Consider the following 15,365-nt stretch of genomic DNA (forward strand, 5'->3'; position numbering starts at 1 on the left):
CCTCTTAGCGTAGCTTAGGGTTGAGGGCGTTGAGCAGCCAGTCGCCCAGCACGTTAAACGCCAGCGAAAGAATGACCAACAGGGTGGCGGGAAACAGCACAATCCACCATTGCCCGGAAAAGAGATACTGGTTGCCTTCGTTGATAAGCGTACCGAGCGAAGGCTGGTCCGGCGGCATACCGACGCCGAGAAAGGACATCGTGGCTTCGGTAAGAATGGCGACACCAAGGTGCAGCGTCGCCATCACCAGCACCGGACGCATTACGTTAGGCACAATGTGCGCCAACATGATATGCAGGTGGCTGCCGCCGCTTATTTGCGACGCCATCACGTATTCCCGCCCCTTTTCCAGTAAAGTCAGGCTGCGCACCGTGCGGGCGTATTGCATCCAGCCGGTCAGGGCAATCGCGCCAATCAGGATAGCCGGGGCAAAATGGCCGATATACTCTTTTGGGATGGCGACGCGCGCGACACCGCTGACCAGCAGGGTAAACATAATGGTGGGAATACTGAGCATGGCGTCGGCAAAACGCATAATCAGCGTATCCACCACGCCGCCGAAGTAGCCGCTGAGAACTCCAAGCGCGACGCCGAGAGCCACGGAGGCCAGCACGCTCAGGCCCCCGATAATCAGCGAGATATTCAGGCCGTACAGCATCAACGAGAGAATATCCCGCCCCTGCACATCGGTACCCAGCCAGAAGCGTGGTTCGCCGCCGTTCATCCATGCAGGCGGTAATTCTGAGTCCATTAAGTCGAAACCGGCGGTATCAAAAACATTGTGCGGCGCGATCCAATGGCTGAATAAAGAGCACAGTAATATCAGTGCACAGCAGGTAAAGGCGACTACCGCGCTTTTGCTTTGCCAGAATAACCAAAAAAAATCGCTATCAAGAAAAGAGCGCCAGCGCGCCACCAGACGGGTGGTAAATTTTCGCCCCGCCGCCGTATCTGAATAATGATGAGGTTGCATCGAAGCTCCTTATTGCGCGCGCATACGTGGGTCGATCAGGTAATACAGCAGATCGACGATGGTATTGATCACAATAAATATCAGGGCGATAAATAACAGATAGCCAGACAGCACCGGGACATCAACGTAATTAATGGACTGAATTAACAGCAACCCCATTCCCGGCCATTGAAAAACGGTCTCAATAACAATCGCAAAGGCGATCAGCCCACCAATTTGTAAACCAATGACCGTGACTACCGGCAATAATGCATTACGCAGGGCATGACGAAACCAGATGCGGTAATTTTCAATGCCGCGCGCGCGGGCGAATTTAATGTAATCGGCTTTCATCACTTCCAGCATTTCCGTGCGCACCAGACGCATAATGATGGTAATCATTGACAGCGCCAGTGACAGCGACGGCAGCACAATCGAGCGCCAACCGGATGCGGTCAGCAGGCCGCTCGACCAGAAGCCCATTCTGACGGTTTCGCCGCGACCGCTGGAGGGGAACCAGCCCAGCCAGACTGAAAAGACGATAATTAGCATAATACCTATCAGGAACCACGGCAGCGAGACGCCAATCAGCGAGAGGATCTGCACCCCCTCGCGAAGGATTTTGTTGCGCGTGATGGCAACCCAGACGCCCAGCGGAAAGCCGACGGCCAGCGAAATGACCACCGCGACAAACACCAGTTCCAGGGTTGCCGGCAGGCGTTCCATAATGAGCTGAAATACCGATACCTGGTTGTAATATGAGATGCCGAAATTACCGTGCAGCAAACGGGAAATATAATGTAAAAACTGCACAAATACCGGGTCATTTAACCCCAGACTGGCCCGAAGCTGCATTCGTTCCACTTCCGTGGCGCTTTCCGGTAGCATATTCGCCACCGGGTCGCCAAGATACTGAAACAGAATAAAAGAGATCAGCGCGACACCGGCCAGCAACATCGCAGCCTGAAATAGCTTACGCAATAAAAACAACATTATTGCCTCCAAATTAAAATAATGGTCTGCGCGAATAAATGGGGAGCAACATCGCCCTATTACCTGTACGGGTAGCCCGAGGATATTTACCCCCCAACAATGAATATTCCGCAGACAATTAATTATGGCGTAACGTTACCGTACCAAAGTCGCTGTACGTTATCTGGCGTCTGTTTTAATTGTAGATTTTTATTCATGGCCCACACCACCGGTTCAAAATGCATCGGCAGGAACGGCAGGTCTTTATTGGCAATTGCCACCGCCTGGCTGAGTAAAGCAATACGCTTCGTATTATCGAGTTCACCCACCGACTGGTCGATAAGCTTATCGGCTTCACTATTGCTGTAGCGTGGAATATTAAAGGTGCCCAAGTTTTTACCGTCATTGGTATGCAGTAGCTGCACCGCCACGCTGTAAGGGTCCATGATCGGCAGGTTGGCCCAGCCCAGTACGCCAACATCGGTGCGGCCATTGACCAGGATCGGGTCATAGACGCTGGCCGGATGCACGTTTAGGTTGGTTTTGACGCCAATTTTGGCCCAGAAGCTTTGTACCGCCTGGCACCATTGCGCCGCATTAATATAGGTGCCTTCCGGGCAATCAAAGGCCAGATTAAAGCCGTTTGGGTAGCCCGCTTCGGCCAGCAACGCCTTTGCCTTTTGCGGATCGTAGGCAATATCCGGGCTGCTTGCCGCGTTGTAACCCGGAATATCCGGCGCCAGATAGTTGTTGGTGGGCTTCGTCAGGCCGCGCATCACCTTCTGGGTAATCGCTTCGCGGTTGATAGCCATCAGCAACGCCTGGCGCACGCGCAAATCTTGCAGCGGGTTTTCGGCCTTCTCATTTTTAGCGTTAAGCTTGTCGCGCATATTCAGGCTTAAATAATCCACCCGCAGCGACGGGCTGATCTGCATATTGATCTTTGGATTACTCTGCAGACGCGGAATATCTTGCAGCGGTACCGACGTTACCAGATCGTATTCTCCCGCCAGCAGTCCTGACAGGCGTGTAGCGTCAGAGGTCACCGGCTTAAATACAATCTTATCGATATTGCCGCCGTGGGCCGCATTCCACCAGTTCGGGTTGCGTACCAATACCATTTGCGTATCACGCTGACGGCTTTGCAGAATAAACGGCCCGGTGCCGTTGGTATTGTTGGTGGCATAACCTTCCGTTCCCTGGCTGATATCGGTCGGTTTGAGGGCGTTGTGCTCGGTTAGCCACTCTTTATCCATGATCATTACGCCGGTCAGCTCATTCAGCGCAATACCGGTTTTCTTCACCAGATGAATATCAACGGTATATTTATCGATGGCCACCGCGTTTTTAATCGTCGAGGCGTTGGCACGAATGCCCGAGGCAGGATCGGTCACCCTGGCCACCGAGGCCACGACATCGTCGGCGGTAAAATCGTTGCCGTTGTGAAATTTGACGCCCTCACGCAGCTTAAAACGAATCGTCGTATCGCCGGTCTGCTGCCAGCTGGTCGCCAGCCAGGGCTGAATTTGCAGATTATCATCGCGCTGCACCAGCGCTTCATAAATATGATTCTGGAAGGTCAACGCCTTGGTCGAGGCATATGCATCTGGATCCAGCGTCGGGATATCGGCATCGGTCGCCCAACGAACCACATTTTCAGCACTTGCCTGCTGACACATTAGCCCGACCATGCTTCCTACCAGCAGCGATAACACTAATTTTTTCATCATTCACCACTCGAATTGTTTGCTAATAACATTGCTAGCAATTGCAATAACAATGCCATGTTGTCTATTTTTGCTTCGAATCATGCTCAAGGATCCATTCGGCGCTGTCGTTCCAGACGTCCATCATGGTTATTTTCCCGCCCTTTACCTCATAACGGTCAAGGTAGCGATTACCTTCAAACTCGCGGCCGTCCGGCCAGCAGCCATAGAGCGTGCCGGTGCAATAAATCACCGTATGATCGTCGCCTTTAGCCATCCATTCGAAGTCGCCGGGCTGCTTTTTGACCCAGCGATAACGGGCGGCATTAAACGCCGTCACCTCGTGGACGCGGGCCATACGCCGCTTACCGGTAAACGTTATCTGGACGTTTTCCGCCATCAGCGCGGCGGCACGATCGGGGTCCGGCGCCATTGAGGCCTCAAGGAACGCTTTTACAATCGCGACGGCCTGTTCATGTATGGTTGTCATCGTACTTCTCCTCAATTAAGTGCACTGCTTCGGTTCAATAAGTCTGTTTACGGTGCAGGCCCTGCTTCGTTATGACGCCTGGGTGAGATAGTGCTCGGCTATTTCCCCCGGCGTGGTGAGCCAGACGTCATCGCACTGCGCAACCAGACGCGCCAGGGTCTGCTTAAGGTGATACAAACGGAATGGTTGGCCGACGATATAAGGATGCAGCGCAATACCCATCACCTGCGGCTGCTGGCAACTACGCTGGTGGAGTTCGCTGAACTGATCTTCAATCATCCGGCAGAATGTCTCGATAGAGACACCATTGGGAATAATGGTTGGGATATCGTTGATTTCTTGCGGATAAGGTACCGAGAGCAACGTACCGCTGGCAGTTTGCATCGGTGTTGGCAGGTCATCATGCGCCCAGTTCAGGTTATAGCGAAATCCCTGCCGATGCAGGAAATCAGGGGTGTGCGGGCTTTCAGAAATCCAGGGAGAGAGCCAACCGGCGACCGGTTTTCCCTGGAATTTACTTAGCCGCTGCTGACAGTAGCCAATCAGGCGCTCTTCATCCGCCGGGGCAAGGTCGCCCTGGCGCTGGGAGTTGGTGTGACCATGGGCAATCAGCTCGCTATCAGATAGCGACAGCCAGCGCTCCAGCAGGTCCGGACAGTAATCGAGGATTGCCGTATTGCTGATAACCGCAGGCGGGATCGCCAATTCATCAAACAGGTCCGCCAGGTGCCAGGCACCGACCCGGTTGCCATAATCCCGCCAGCTGTAGTTAAGAACATCGAGCTGGTTTGCCGCCTGAGAGAGCTTTGCCCCCTCCTGGCAGCCGAACGCAAAGTGCTCAAGGTTGATGGCCACATACAGCGCCAGCCGCTTGCCTTCTGGCCAGGTCATCGCGGGTGTATTGGCGGCAGAACGCCAGGGGAAACGCTGATGATAGTCAAGTTCCCAGATGATATCGGGTGTTGGCATGGTAACGCCTCTTGTTCAGGGGGGGGACCTGTCAGCAGCAACATCCATACCAAGATAGCATCATTGCTAGCAATAAATATCAGCGCAAGATGAATTTATATCCATATGGCGAGAGGTGTTATTTTGACTGTTCCTTGTTATTCTGCAAAATGTTGCTTAGGTGATTATCATTCAGAATATTGATTATTCAGGGAATGTCCTGGCAGCATGCTGTACTTGCCGACTCGATATCCAGACCAACAAAGCGAAGTCCGGCGAGCTTATTCACATCTGCCATGCAGGTGTTTTTGCCACAGGGAGAATAACCGTGAAATTTGCATCAATCCCTTTCAATCAAAATCAGGTGGGATGGCCGCTTAATGAGATTGACCGCCAAATACGACCGCAGCTGAGCGGAGACATCAATGCTGATTGGGTCGTCATTGGCTCTGGCTATGCTGGCGTGAGTTTTGCCCGCAGGTTAGCCAGTCTCAACCCACAGCTGAAAATTGTGCTTATCGACGCCGAATCTGCGGCGACCAGCTCCTCCGCCCGAAATTCAGGGTTTGTTATTGGCCTGCCGCATAATATCGGTAGCTCTACCGCCGAGTTGAAAAAAGCGCAGGACTATCGTGCCCTGCTCCAGGAAGGGATCCGCCTGTTAGAAGAAACGGTGACCGCGCAGCAGATTGAGTGCGAGTGGGAAAACGTTGGCAAATATCACTGCCAGATTGACCCCTCCAGCGAAGCCATTATGCAGGAGTACGTTGATAATCTTCAGCTTATGCAGGAACCCTACAGCCTGTTGAATAGCGAAGAGCTGTATCAGAAGTTAGGGACCCGGATCTACAGTAAAGGCATCTATACCCCCAGCTGTATTCTGGTTAACCCGGCAAAACTGATTGCGGGCCTCGCGCGCCATCTCCCGGAAAACGTCACGGTTTACCATCAGACGCCTGCGCTGGCTATTCACAACGAAAACGGCGGCATCAGGGTGACAACCCTACAGGGAACGATTCAGGCCAGGCAGATTATGCTGGCGACCAATGCGCTCTCCCGCGAGCTATCCCCGGTAATAAGCCGGCAGGCGTCAATGGCGACTTATGCCAGCATTACAGCCCCGCTCACGCCTGAGCAGCGCCAACGCCTGCCCGCAATGGAAAGCTGGGGGCTGACGCCGGTGAATGCCATCGCCGGGGCCACGCTGCGCTATACCCAGGATCACCGCTTTCTGATCCGCCAGCATGTCGATCCGGCGCTGCGGGGCGTCATCACTGCGGGACAAACCGCCAACGCCGCGCGCCAGCATCTGGCGCTGTTCCACAATGCCTACCCGGAACTGAGAGATGTGCCGCTGGACAGGACCTGGTCCGGGACTATTAGCGTGACCCGCAACGGTGCGCCAGTCTGGGGGCGACTTGCGCCGCAGGTGTGGACCGCAGGAGGCTGCAACGGTGCTGGGGTGTCAAAACAAACCATCGCTGGGACGCTGCTCGCCGACCTGGCACTGGGGCAGGATAACCCGCTGATCGCGGCCATGCAGTCGCTGGGGCAGGCAAACTTTATGCCACCCTCCCCGTTCCTGGATATCGGCGTGGCGGGTGCATTGTGGAAGGAGCGCTATATGGGGCGTAAAGAAACAGCGATGTAGTCGCCACTGGCGGGAGTTAAACAGGTTTCAGTCGGTGGGATTGAAACCTGTTGTCTGGCTTAGTCCGGGATCGCTTCGCCTTTACGCAGCGTCAATACTTCAAACCCCTGAGCGGTGACGGCAATGGTGTGTTCCCACTGTGCCGAAAGTTTTTTATCGCGGGTGACCACCGTCCAGCCGTCTTTTTTGTTTTTTATCCGGCTATCGCCCTGATTCACCATCGGTTCAATGGTAAACACCATCCCCTCTTCGAGCACCGCACCGGTGCCGGGTTTGCCGTAGTGCAGCACCTGAGGATCTTCGTGCATTTCGATACCGACGCCGTGGCCGCAGTACTCTCTGACCACACTGTAGCCATTACTTTCAACATAGGACTGGATAGCATGGCCGATGTCGCCTAACGTCGCGCCCGGTTTAACGACCTTGATCCCCTTCCACATCGCTTCATAGGTTTTCTTCACCAGCCGACGAGCCAGTGGCGAAACATCACCAATCAGGTACATCTTGCTGGAGTCGGCAATCAGCCCGCCTTTTTCCAGCGTGATGTCAACGTTAACAATCATTCCGGATTTTAGATGTTCCGTTTCCTTCGGCATGCCGTGGCAAACCACGTCGTTGATCGACGTATTTAGCACGTAGGGGAAATCATACTGGCCTTTGCTGGCCGGGCGCGAATGCAGATCGTTGACGATAAAATCCTCAACCCGGTTATTGATAGCCATGGTGGTGACGCCGGGTTCAATAAAGCCGTCCAGCATGTCGAAAACCGAGGCCAGCAGTTCGCCAGCATGGCGCTGTCTGGCAAGTTCGTCTGCCGTTTTAATGGGAATTGATAGCATTGATTACCTCCAGTAAACGGTCAGAACCCGACTTCAGCATCATCAGTTTAATTTGCTGATGGTTAAGCTCAGGATAGAGCTCGCTCATCATCCCAAGGCGGATCCAATACTCCGCCTGCGCGTTGACCGAACGCGACATCGCCTTGCTGGCGTCACGGATGTCGTCGTGCAGCAGGTCCGAAATTTTTACAATTCCCATTTATACGTACCATAACGATTTATATATGTTTCGTATATTACGTCACCGCGGTGAAGAGGACAACAGGTGCTGGCGGCTTATGTCGGGATCACCGAGCAGAACCTGTCGCTGCTCAAATTGGGAAAGGTGAAAGGTATTCGTTTTGATACGCTGGCAAAAATTTGCCAGGCGCTGGAGTGTCAGCCAGGCGATATTCTCGCCTGGGAGGCGGATTAGCGCCCTTTATCAATCGTACAGTTCCACTGTTGGCTCACGCTGCTCTGGCTGGTGGCGATCTGTAGCGACAGGCTGGCATCAAGGGTATGCGTGACGCTGTATTCAAGCACCACGTCATCCAGATCGCGGGCGACGCGCTCAATGCGAAACAGCGGGCGGCCTGGCTCAATATTTAACAATCCTGCCGTGCGGGTATCGCAGCAAACCGGCGTATAGCACTCCGAGGCGTTGGCTGGCGAGTAACCGAAGGTTTCCCGTAGTTGCTTATATAGCGACCGACTGCCGTCGACGTGGCTAAGATCGTTATAAATTCGCCCATTTAGCCAGGTCAGAACGTGGCCGACCGGTTTTTCCCCCTGCACCAACATCCGCTCCAGGCGCATCAGCTGGCTGCCTAAATCCAGCCCCATCTGCTCCGCCACCTGGCGATCGGCCATCGTCGAAATTAGCGACAGTACTTCCACCTCAACCGTGCCGGGCCCATCAAAGGTGGTCAGTACGTCCGGGAGGTCGGTGTAGTATTTCTGCAGCGCATCGCGGTTGATAAAGGTCCCTTTACCCTGCTCCCGATACACCATGCCAATGCTGGCCAGCGAATCTATCGCCTGTTTAATGGTGCCGCGCGCGACCTTGAACTCCCCGGCGAGCAACAGCTCACCCGGGAGTTTATCGTCATAGGTAAAAGAGAGGATCCGCTGCAGGATAACGTCTTTTATCCTTAAATAGAGAGGGAGTCCATCCGACTCAAACATACTTGTGCTCCACTCAGAGGTAGTGTATCTGGCTCCTGTATGTGCTCAGTATATCCTGATTTATCGCCTGATTACCGTCTATGTTTGCGCTGGCGAGAATGGGCGGCGTGCACTCATTTTCCAGCATGATTTCGCAAATGCGCAGAACCAGACTGTTGGCAATCGTCGCGCCCATAATGGTGGAGAGCGGCGCGGCTTTTTGCGCCAGGCCCGGAAGGCTAACGGACGCATCGCCGTACTCGCAGTGGTTATCGATGGTGATGTCGGCAATATCGACCAGCAGCTTGCCGCTGGAGTGGCGCGACGTCACCCGTGCCGCCGTTGCGAGGCTGGTAATAGCAATAACCTTTGCCCCACAGGCTTTCGCCGCCAGGGCGACATCAATTGTAATCGCGTTTCGCCCAGAGACTGAATGAATCAACAGCGTATCACCCGCGCGCAGCGGTGACTGTTCAACCAGCACTCGCCCCAGATTTTCGACATTCTCCACCGCGCTGGTCAGCGTTAATGGCCTGACGTTAAGCATCAGAGCGGGAGTGAAAAGCGGATTGATAATGGCCAGACCGCCTGCCCGATAGCTCATCTCTTCCGCCAGAATTCCGGCGTGGCTGGCCCCGAAAACAAAGATATTGCGCTGTGCCAGGATGCTCTGCGCCATCATTTCCGCCGCCTGCAGTAGCTCATCTGGGCGTTGTTCGAGAACAGCCAGCTTCTGGCGGATTTGGCTGTAATACTGCTTCAATGCATCGCTCATCTATTTTCTCCCCGTCAGAACGTCAGTATGCTGGTCAAAAGGTGAATAAGCGGTGCAAGAACAAACATATCGCTGTCGCCTGCCCATAATGCGGTATCAGGAATGGTGTTGTTGATAAAACCAGTCACGCAGAAATATTGCCCCCACGCGACGACCGTTGAAGTGATAAATCCCGCCAGCAACGCCCCTTTGTAGCCACCGGTAATATTGCCGAACACCCCTGCAGTACCGGCGTGAAAGAAAATCACGATCATGCTGGGAATAAAAACATAGCCGGTATAGCGGCCAATCAGGGTGAGCCACAGCAGCGAGCCAATAAACGCGCCGACAAAGCCCAGCACCACCGCATTTGGCGCAAAGTTAAACAGAATTGGGCAGTCCAGCGCGGGTTTTGCACCGGGAACCAGCCGCGAACCAATGCCGTTAAACGCCGGTACCATTTCACCAATAAACATACGCACGCCAAGCAGCACCACGGCGATGCCGCCGGTAAACATCAGCGACTGTTTCAGGGCGTAGATGTAGAAGCTCAGATCGCCAGATTGGGCAAGAATTTCAGCGGCTTTTGGCGTGCCTTTTATTTGCAGAATAAAGGTGCCGATAAAAAACAGCAGCGACATTGTTAATGCGGTCACCACGTTGGAATCGCGCAGAAAACCGAGCTTTTTTGGGACTTTGATATCCTCAGAACTGATTTTATTACGCGCAAATAGCTGTCCAAACAGCGCCCCAAGCAGAGCCACCGAGGCCGAAGTATGCCCTAGCGCCACGTTGTCGTTACCGGTAATTTTGCGTACCCAGGGCTGGACCAGCGCAGGTTGTAACGTCCAGTACAGGCCCATAATCACCGTCAGCATTAGTGTTAACTGCACTGCTGAAATACCGGGTTCGGTGTTCACCATTACCCCGGCAAAAATCATTGTGGTCCAGAACATCATGTGTCCGGTGAGATAGATATATTTAAAGCGCGTGAGCCGGGCCAGCAGCAGGTTGATGGCGAATCCCCCGGCGATGGCAATTGTCACGCTGCTGCCGTAGCGTTCGCTAAAGCGCGCCTGGCCGATAATATTGGTCAGGTTCATCGAACTGAGACCGAAGACCTCGGTCCAGATAGGCTGAAAAATCAGTAACGCGGAAACAATAATCCCCGCTCCCGCACCGATAATCAGAAAGCCCAGAATGCCTTTCAGAGTACCGGAAACAATATCAGCGAGCGGTTTCTTTTGTAGCACCAGGCCCAGTAATACAATCAGGCCAATTAAAATCGACGCCTCACCAAAAATATTGATCGTTATCCAGCGCAGAACGCCAAGGAATTCACTCATGACGACGCTCCCGGTTGCAGAATATTGGCCTGCGTCAATGCCCGGATTATTTCAGCGTTGTCGATATAGTTGTTCACCACCACCACCGGGCAGGACAGATGTTTTAGATTGTCCACCAGCTCGGCGTTGGTGATCACCACATCGGCATTAGCCGATGCGGCTGAGGAAACATCCATATGTTCAACGGAGGCCTGAATACCGTGCTGTTTTAACACCGTTTCGACGTTCATTTTTAAAATCAGGCTCGAGCCCATACCTAAACCACAGACTGTCAGAATTTTCATCGCTATTCACTCCGTGTTAATTAAGCTACAAACGCTGCGAGCAGCCTACGACGCGCTGGCTAACAGCTGATAAAGTTGTTCAGGATCGTGAGAATGCATCAGGGTATGCAGGTTATGTTCATCGCTCAGCACGGTCACGATATGCTGGATAAGATGGATATGTGCATCGCTGCTGGTCGCTGAAAGCCCCAGCACCACCTGCACCGGGTCGTTTTCCGCATGGCCAAACGCCAGCGGCTCGCGCAGCCTGATTAGGCTGATTTGCGCCTTAATTGCCCCCTGCTCGGGACGGGCATGCGGCAACGCCAGCCCCGGCGCAATGACAGAATAGGGGCCAAGCTCACGGTAGCTATCGACCATGGCCTGAACGTATTGCGGGCTACAGGCTCCCGCGCGACAGAGCGCGTTCCCCGCTTCGCGGATCGCCTCCTCCGGGCTGCTGGCCGGGCAATCAACGTTTATCGACTGGCTTTCGATCATCGGCGGCTCCTTGCGTTAAGTGGTGGCGAATAGAGGCTAAGGTGGTCTCCAGCGCCTGCTGAACATAGGCTTGTCCGTTCTCTTCGCAGGCGCAGGTGGGGTCGCCCAGCACGGCGTAATCAGAAAATTCGGTCCAGCGAATCGGTTGATAGCGGAAATTCTGTGGAAATACCGGATAGTACGCACGGGCGTTCGCCATGGTGACAAACTCCGGGGCCAGCGCCAGCATCAGCGAGGTTTCGACCTCATCGGCATGCATATAGCCGGGATAAGCCACCGCCGAAGTTTGCCGCTTTTGCACCTCCTGCTCCATACCTGCCCAGCTGTAGCTGAGCAGCGTGATGCCTTTCTCCTTAAGCTGGCGGGAAGCCGCTTTAATGGCGTCAAAATTGCCGTAATGCGCGTTAATCACCGCCGTGGTGGTAATGCCGTAGCCGGCCATATTCTCCGCCAGCGACACCAGCATCGACGTCAGTTGTTCATTGCCGATATCAATGGCCCCCGCGTGACCGCGCAGCGACCACACCTGGCTGTAGGAAATAACGGGCAGGCTCAGCGCGCACTCGCCCAACTGTTCATCGAGCAACGCGCAAAAGCGCTCGGCCAGCAGGTTGTCGGTATCCAGCGGCAGGTGATCGCCGTGTGGCTCGACCGCACCCAGCGGCAGCAAGGCAATCTGCGCCTTCTGCAGTGCGAGCCGGGCTTCACGTTCATTTAAATGGTGCAGCTTCATTGCACCTCTCCTTAACCAAAAGCGAAGTAACGCGCAGGATTTTCGACAAAGAAATCATGCAGTAACGCTTCGCCGTCAAACCCTGCCTCCCGCGCCTCTTCAATGAATCTTGGTCGCCAGTCGCTAAGGATGAACTTCAGCCCCAGCCCCCCTTTGCCGTAATGCGCGCTCATCGATTTGCGGGCAAAATCGCCACCTATGAGGATTTGTTTTTGGTAACCCCGCTGGCATAACGCCAGAATGGCCTGGGTGCGGATGTGTTCAGGGTGATATTTGATGCGGCTGATACCGTCAAAAGAGAGAAACGCCCCGGTGTTGGCGATCTGACGGTGCAGCCAGGGATCGGGATTGCGATCCATATGGGCAAAACATAAACGGGAAAGATCCAGCCCCAGACGGGTAAAAATCTGCGCCTGTTCTAATCCCATGGTCCCCATTTCCGTATGGCTGTGCATCGGTGCGCCAGTGCGCTGCTGGGCGCGGACAATGACTTCCATGGTTTTTCTCTCTAACGGAGAAATCGTGTTATATCCCGTACCACACTTCACTACCCCGGCCCGATGCGGGGTTCCTTCGATCCCCTCGGTGACTTCGTGGCAGACGTGCTCAACCAGTTCATCAATTTCTGAATTGGCAATCCAGTCAGCAAAACTTTGTGAAAAACCTGGACGCAGGCTGCTCCACAGAAAGCCTTTGTTAAAACCGGCGGTGGCGATAATGTGCAGTTGCTGACGCCGGGCCATTTCGGCGACGGTTGCCGCATGGCGACCGTAATCCGGGGCGGTGGCGTCGTAGATAGCGTTGCCACCAGCCAGACGGAAATCACTTAACTCACGCTCGGAAGCCCGCGGGTCATCCAGCAAAAGGTCGTCATCCTGACGTTCTGCCCAATAAGGTGGAATACAGTAGATATGATCGTGGCTGTAGGTCACGCCCAGTTGATTAGCGGCAATATCGCCGTTTAAGGTACGAATGATGCCCATGTTTCTTGCTCCCCGGAACGGATAAGAAGGTGCTTTCAACATAGGATAGCGCCACTTGTCCAGTCAAGTGATCAAGTTCGCATCAATAATACAAAATTCTTATCTGTGAGCCAGGTCTGATGTTCAAGTTTTAACCCGTCAAGCGTGCCCCATTATTACTTGATTACGCGTTGTGCACTTCAGGTGAAGTGACGTTGTCACATACAATTTTATCAAAGGGAAAGTTATTCTGATGGAATAAAATCTGCCACTTTGCGTCATGAATTAATTATTTTACCTTTAAAAACAGAGAAATGGACACTCAAGTAAAACAATAAGTTTCAGGCTAATAATTACATTAATTGATTAAAATGTTTAATTGAATGAATCGATAAAAGGAGTATTGTTAAAAACAATGATGAGCGGAGATAAGTAAATGTTACGAGATTTTTTATTGGTAGAAAAAGAAGATCGCCTTGTTGAACAACAATGCGCAAGCGACGATAAGATAAACGCAACGGATGTCACTGAATGGATCATTATTAATAGCAACGGCGACAAAAAAGGCCGCGTGGCCTTATTTAATCAGTTTACTACCCGTCGTTCGTATTGTGTGAATTACCGCATAACGCAGTTTGATAATAGCGGACGAGTTGTTGTCGACCGCCTGGCGGATTCCATTTAATTACTAAAAACCCCTCCAGCGGCTAAGAGCCTAATGACATAGGCTCTTAGCTACGCCCCCTCTCCTCAGCGCCTGAAATTCCTTTGACCTGTAACATAAACGCGACACCGTTCTCATTACCATTTTATTGCTGTGGTTAATCTAAACGTGTGTGTCTCCGTACACACGTTTTTCTATCAACAAGGAAGGTACATGTTTCCAGAACACAGAGAGTTGATTTCTCGATTGAAAACCTCGCACTCACGCTTTCAATCGCTATTCGAAAAACATAACGCACTCGATCACGATATTTCCCGGATAGAAGGAGCTGACGGCAAAGGATACAGTCTTGAACTTGTTCATATGAAGAAAGAAAAACTTCTGTTGAAGGATGAGTTACTGAAAATCCTCCAACATGAGAGCCTGAATCAGGCCTGACGCTTCGATTAAGGCCGCCAGATAGCGGCCTTTCTTCTCTCAGCTTCGGGCTACGAACGGATAAACGCCAGCAGATCGGCGTTAATCACATCCGCATGGGTGGTATGCATACCGTGCGGATAGCCGGGGTAAATTTTCAGCTGGCTATCAGACAGTAGTTTATCCTGCAATATCGCCGCGTTCTGATAGGGAACAACCTGATCATCATCCCCCTGCATAACCAGTACCGGTAGCGTAATGGCTTTTAAATCCTCGGTCTGATCGGTTTCAGAAAACGCCTTAATCCCCTCATAGTGTGCCTGCGCACTGCCAATCATGCCCTGCCGCCACCAGTTCTGAATGGTGCCTTGCGACACTTCTGCGCCATCGCGGTTAAAGCCATAAAAAGGCCCGGACGCGACGTCGAGATAAAACTGCGCGCGGTTAGCAGCCAGCGCCTGGCGAAAACCATCAAAAACTTCAACAGGCGTACCGCCTGGATTGCTGTCCGTTTTGACCATCAACGGCGGCACGGCGCTGATAAGCACCGCTTTGGCAACCCGACCCTGCGGTTGGCCATACTGTGCAACATAGCGCGCAACCTGCCCGCCACCGGTAGAATGCCCGATATGCACGGCGTTATGCAGATCCAGATGTTCCGCCACAGCCGAAGCGTCCGCGGCGTAATGATCCATATCATGACCTTCACTCACCTGATCTGAGCGACCATGACCGCGTCGGTCAATAGCAATCACCCGGAAGCCTTCAGCCAGAAAAAACAGCATCTGGTTATCCCAATCATCCGCGCTTAACGGCCAGCCATGGTGAAACACTATGGGCTGCGCATCCCTGGAACCCCAGTCTTTATAGAAAATATTAACGCCGTCTTTGGTTGTCACAAATGCCATGCTACAAACTCCTCTATTGAGAAAACAAGGCTGCTGGCTGACGCCTACAGTAAGTCGGGTATAAAGGTTGAATGTTCTGTCTGGTGGCTATCATGTCTCGTGGGCATGAAAAT

At 53.0% G+C, this 15,365-nt stretch carries 19 protein-coding genes; 4 read left to right on the forward strand and 15 right to left on the reverse strand.

All coding sequences use genetic code 11. The features are described 5' to 3' along the window. Nucleotides 1-4: 4 nt before the first annotated feature. The 5 genes from DA718_RS14510 to DA718_RS14530 all read right to left on the reverse strand — a co-directional run bounded on the left by DA718_RS14510 (nt 5) and on the right by DA718_RS14530 (nt 5,089). Entirely contained in the window at nt 5-973 is a 969-nt protein-coding gene (locus DA718_RS14510) for an ABC transporter permease (protein WP_112214938.1), read from the reverse strand. A gap of 9 nt (nt 974-982) precedes the next feature. Further along, nucleotides 983-1,945, reverse strand: coding sequence for an ABC transporter permease (locus DA718_RS14515; RefSeq protein WP_112214939.1), 963 nt, complete (start codon nt 1,943-1,945; stop codon nt 983-985). Between the two features lie 122 nt (nt 1,946-2,067). Further along, on the reverse strand, nt 2,068-3,651 hold the full coding sequence (locus DA718_RS14520) for an ABC transporter substrate-binding protein (RefSeq protein WP_112214940.1): 1,584 nt from the start codon (nt 3,649-3,651) through the stop codon (nt 2,068-2,070). A gap of 64 nt (nt 3,652-3,715) precedes the next feature. Beyond that, on the reverse strand, nt 3,716-4,120 hold the full coding sequence (locus DA718_RS14525; protein ID WP_112214941.1) for a nuclear transport factor 2 family protein: 405 nt from the start codon (nt 4,118-4,120) through the stop codon (nt 3,716-3,718). Nucleotides 4,121-4,189: 69 nt separating this feature from the next. Beyond that, nucleotides 4,190-5,089, reverse strand: a complete 900-nt coding sequence (locus tag DA718_RS14530; protein WP_112214942.1) for a polysaccharide deacetylase family protein — start codon at nt 5,087-5,089, stop codon at nt 4,190-4,192. A gap of 307 nt (nt 5,090-5,396) precedes the next feature. Between DA718_RS14530 and DA718_RS14535 the strand changes: the two genes are divergently transcribed. After that, nucleotides 5,397-6,719, forward strand: a complete 1,323-nt coding sequence (locus DA718_RS14535; RefSeq protein ID WP_112214943.1) for an NAD(P)/FAD-dependent oxidoreductase — start codon at nt 5,397-5,399, stop codon at nt 6,717-6,719. Between the two features lie 59 nt (nt 6,720-6,778). Here the strand turns inward: DA718_RS14535 and map are convergent, their stop codons facing one another. Both map and DA718_RS14545 read right to left on the reverse strand, forming a co-directional pair. After that, nucleotides 6,779-7,558 carry a type I methionyl aminopeptidase gene (map, locus tag DA718_RS14540; RefSeq protein WP_110274633.1) on the reverse strand — a complete coding sequence of 260 codons (780 nt, stop codon included), beginning with the start codon at nt 7,556-7,558 and terminating at the stop codon, nt 6,779-6,781. Then, complete coding sequence (locus DA718_RS14545) at nt 7,539-7,757, reverse strand: ParD-like family protein (RefSeq protein WP_004102160.1); 219 nt, start codon at nt 7,755-7,757, stop codon at nt 7,539-7,541. Before DA718_RS14545 ends, map begins: the two co-directional genes overlap by 20 nt. Nucleotides 7,758-7,823: 66 nt before the next feature. Between DA718_RS14545 and DA718_RS14550 the strand changes: the two genes are divergently transcribed. Next, entirely contained in the window at nt 7,824-7,973 is a 150-nt protein-coding gene (locus DA718_RS14550; protein ID WP_112214944.1) for a helix-turn-helix domain-containing protein, read from the forward strand. Here DA718_RS14550 and DA718_RS14555 read toward each other — a convergent pair. From DA718_RS14555 to DA718_RS14585, 7 genes are read right to left on the reverse strand one after another with little or no spacing between them, the layout of a single operon-like run. Then, nucleotides 7,970-8,725, reverse strand: a complete 756-nt coding sequence (locus DA718_RS14555; protein ID WP_112214945.1) for a GntR family transcriptional regulator — start codon at nt 8,723-8,725, stop codon at nt 7,970-7,972. The two genes, DA718_RS14550 and DA718_RS14555, sit on opposite strands and share 4 nt — an antisense overlap. A gap of 13 nt (nt 8,726-8,738) precedes the next feature. Continuing rightward, nucleotides 8,739-9,479: a sugar isomerase domain-containing protein gene (locus DA718_RS14560; protein ID WP_110274635.1), complete on the reverse strand. Its 741-nt coding sequence runs from the start codon at nt 9,477-9,479 to the stop codon at nt 8,739-8,741. Between the two features lie 14 nt (nt 9,480-9,493). Then, a complete protein-coding gene (locus tag DA718_RS14565) occupies nt 9,494-10,804 on the reverse strand; it encodes a PTS ascorbate transporter subunit IIC (protein ID WP_112214946.1) in 1,311 nt (436 codons plus the stop codon). Further along, complete coding sequence (locus tag DA718_RS14570; RefSeq protein ID WP_110274637.1) at nt 10,801-11,088, reverse strand: PTS sugar transporter subunit IIB; 288 nt, start codon at nt 11,086-11,088, stop codon at nt 10,801-10,803. Before DA718_RS14570 ends, DA718_RS14565 begins: the two co-directional genes overlap by 4 nt. A 45-nt stretch (nt 11,089-11,133) precedes the next feature. Further along, nucleotides 11,134-11,568, reverse strand: a complete 435-nt coding sequence (locus tag DA718_RS14575; protein ID WP_112214947.1) for a PTS sugar transporter subunit IIA — start codon at nt 11,566-11,568, stop codon at nt 11,134-11,136. After that, entirely contained in the window at nt 11,540-12,301 is a 762-nt protein-coding gene (locus tag DA718_RS14580) for a creatininase family protein (protein WP_112214948.1), read from the reverse strand. Before DA718_RS14580 ends, DA718_RS14575 begins: the two co-directional genes overlap by 29 nt. A gap of 11 nt (nt 12,302-12,312) precedes the next feature. After that, nucleotides 12,313-13,284, reverse strand: a complete 972-nt coding sequence (locus tag DA718_RS14585) for a phosphotriesterase family protein (RefSeq protein ID WP_112214949.1) — start codon at nt 13,282-13,284, stop codon at nt 12,313-12,315. Nucleotides 13,285-13,699: 415 nt separating this feature from the next. Here DA718_RS14585 and DA718_RS14590 point away from each other — a divergent pair, with 415 nt between their 5' ends. Both DA718_RS14590 and DA718_RS14595 read left to right on the forward strand, forming a co-directional pair. Next, entirely contained in the window at nt 13,700-13,948 is a 249-nt protein-coding gene (locus DA718_RS14590) for a hypothetical protein (RefSeq protein WP_110274641.1), read from the forward strand. Between the two features lie 192 nt (nt 13,949-14,140). Beyond that, nucleotides 14,141-14,365, forward strand: coding sequence for an HP1242/YdcH family protein (locus tag DA718_RS14595; RefSeq protein ID WP_080828775.1), 225 nt, complete (start codon nt 14,141-14,143; stop codon nt 14,363-14,365). A 50-nt stretch (nt 14,366-14,415) separates the two neighbouring features. Here DA718_RS14595 and DA718_RS14600 read toward each other — a convergent pair whose 3' ends face one another. Further along, the gene (locus tag DA718_RS14600) at nt 14,416-15,252 is read right to left on the reverse strand and encodes an alpha/beta fold hydrolase (protein WP_112214950.1); all 837 of its coding nucleotides are present in this window, start codon (nt 15,250-15,252) and stop codon (nt 14,416-14,418) included. Nucleotides 15,253-15,365 lie beyond the last annotated feature (113 nt).

This window comes from Klebsiella huaxiensis (genome assembly GCF_003261575.2).
Taxonomy (GTDB): domain Bacteria; phylum Pseudomonadota; class Gammaproteobacteria; order Enterobacterales; family Enterobacteriaceae; genus Klebsiella; species Klebsiella huaxiensis.

Excerpts from the sequence above, each read along its gene's own strand:
- DA718_RS14510 (WP_112214938.1), bottom strand. The coding sequence starts at position 973 with ATGCAACCTCATCATTATTCAGATACGGCGGCGGGGCGAAAATTTACC.
- DA718_RS14515 (WP_112214939.1), bottom strand. The coding sequence starts at position 1,945 with ATGTTGTTTTTATTGCGTAAGCTATTTCAGGCTGCGATGTTGCTGGCC.
- DA718_RS14520 (WP_112214940.1), bottom strand. The coding sequence starts at position 3,651 with ATGAAAAAATTAGTGTTATCGCTGCTGGTAGGAAGCATGGTCGGGCTA.
- DA718_RS14525 (WP_112214941.1), bottom strand. The coding sequence starts at position 4,120 with ATGACAACCATACATGAACAGGCCGTCGCGATTGTAAAAGCGTTCCTT.
- DA718_RS14530 (WP_112214942.1), bottom strand. The coding sequence starts at position 5,089 with ATGCCAACACCCGATATCATCTGGGAACTTGACTATCATCAGCGTTTC.
- map (WP_110274633.1), bottom strand. The coding sequence starts at position 7,558 with ATGCTATCAATTCCCATTAAAACGGCAGACGAACTTGCCAGACAGCGC.
- DA718_RS14545 (WP_004102160.1), bottom strand. The coding sequence starts at position 7,757 with ATGGGAATTGTAAAAATTTCGGACCTGCTGCACGACGACATCCGTGAC.
- DA718_RS14555 (WP_112214945.1), bottom strand. The coding sequence starts at position 8,725 with ATGTTTGAGTCGGATGGACTCCCTCTCTATTTAAGGATAAAAGACGTT.
- DA718_RS14560 (WP_110274635.1), bottom strand. The coding sequence starts at position 9,479 with ATGAGCGATGCATTGAAGCAGTATTACAGCCAAATCCGCCAGAAGCTG.
- DA718_RS14565 (WP_112214946.1), bottom strand. The coding sequence starts at position 10,804 with ATGAGTGAATTCCTTGGCGTTCTGCGCTGGATAACGATCAATATTTTT.
- DA718_RS14570 (WP_110274637.1), bottom strand. The coding sequence starts at position 11,088 with ATGAAAATTCTGACAGTCTGTGGTTTAGGTATGGGCTCGAGCCTGATT.
- DA718_RS14575 (WP_112214947.1), bottom strand. The coding sequence starts at position 11,568 with ATGATCGAAAGCCAGTCGATAAACGTTGATTGCCCGGCCAGCAGCCCG.
- DA718_RS14580 (WP_112214948.1), bottom strand. The coding sequence starts at position 12,301 with ATGAAGCTGCACCATTTAAATGAACGTGAAGCCCGGCTCGCACTGCAG.
- DA718_RS14585 (WP_112214949.1), bottom strand. The coding sequence starts at position 13,284 with ATGGGCATCATTCGTACCTTAAACGGCGATATTGCCGCTAATCAACTG.
- DA718_RS14590 (WP_110274641.1), top strand. The coding sequence starts at position 13,700 with ATGTTACGAGATTTTTTATTGGTAGAAAAAGAAGATCGCCTTGTTGAA.
- DA718_RS14595 (WP_080828775.1), top strand. The coding sequence starts at position 14,141 with ATGTTTCCAGAACACAGAGAGTTGATTTCTCGATTGAAAACCTCGCAC.
- DA718_RS14600 (WP_112214950.1), bottom strand. The coding sequence starts at position 15,252 with ATGGCATTTGTGACAACCAAAGACGGCGTTAATATTTTCTATAAAGAC.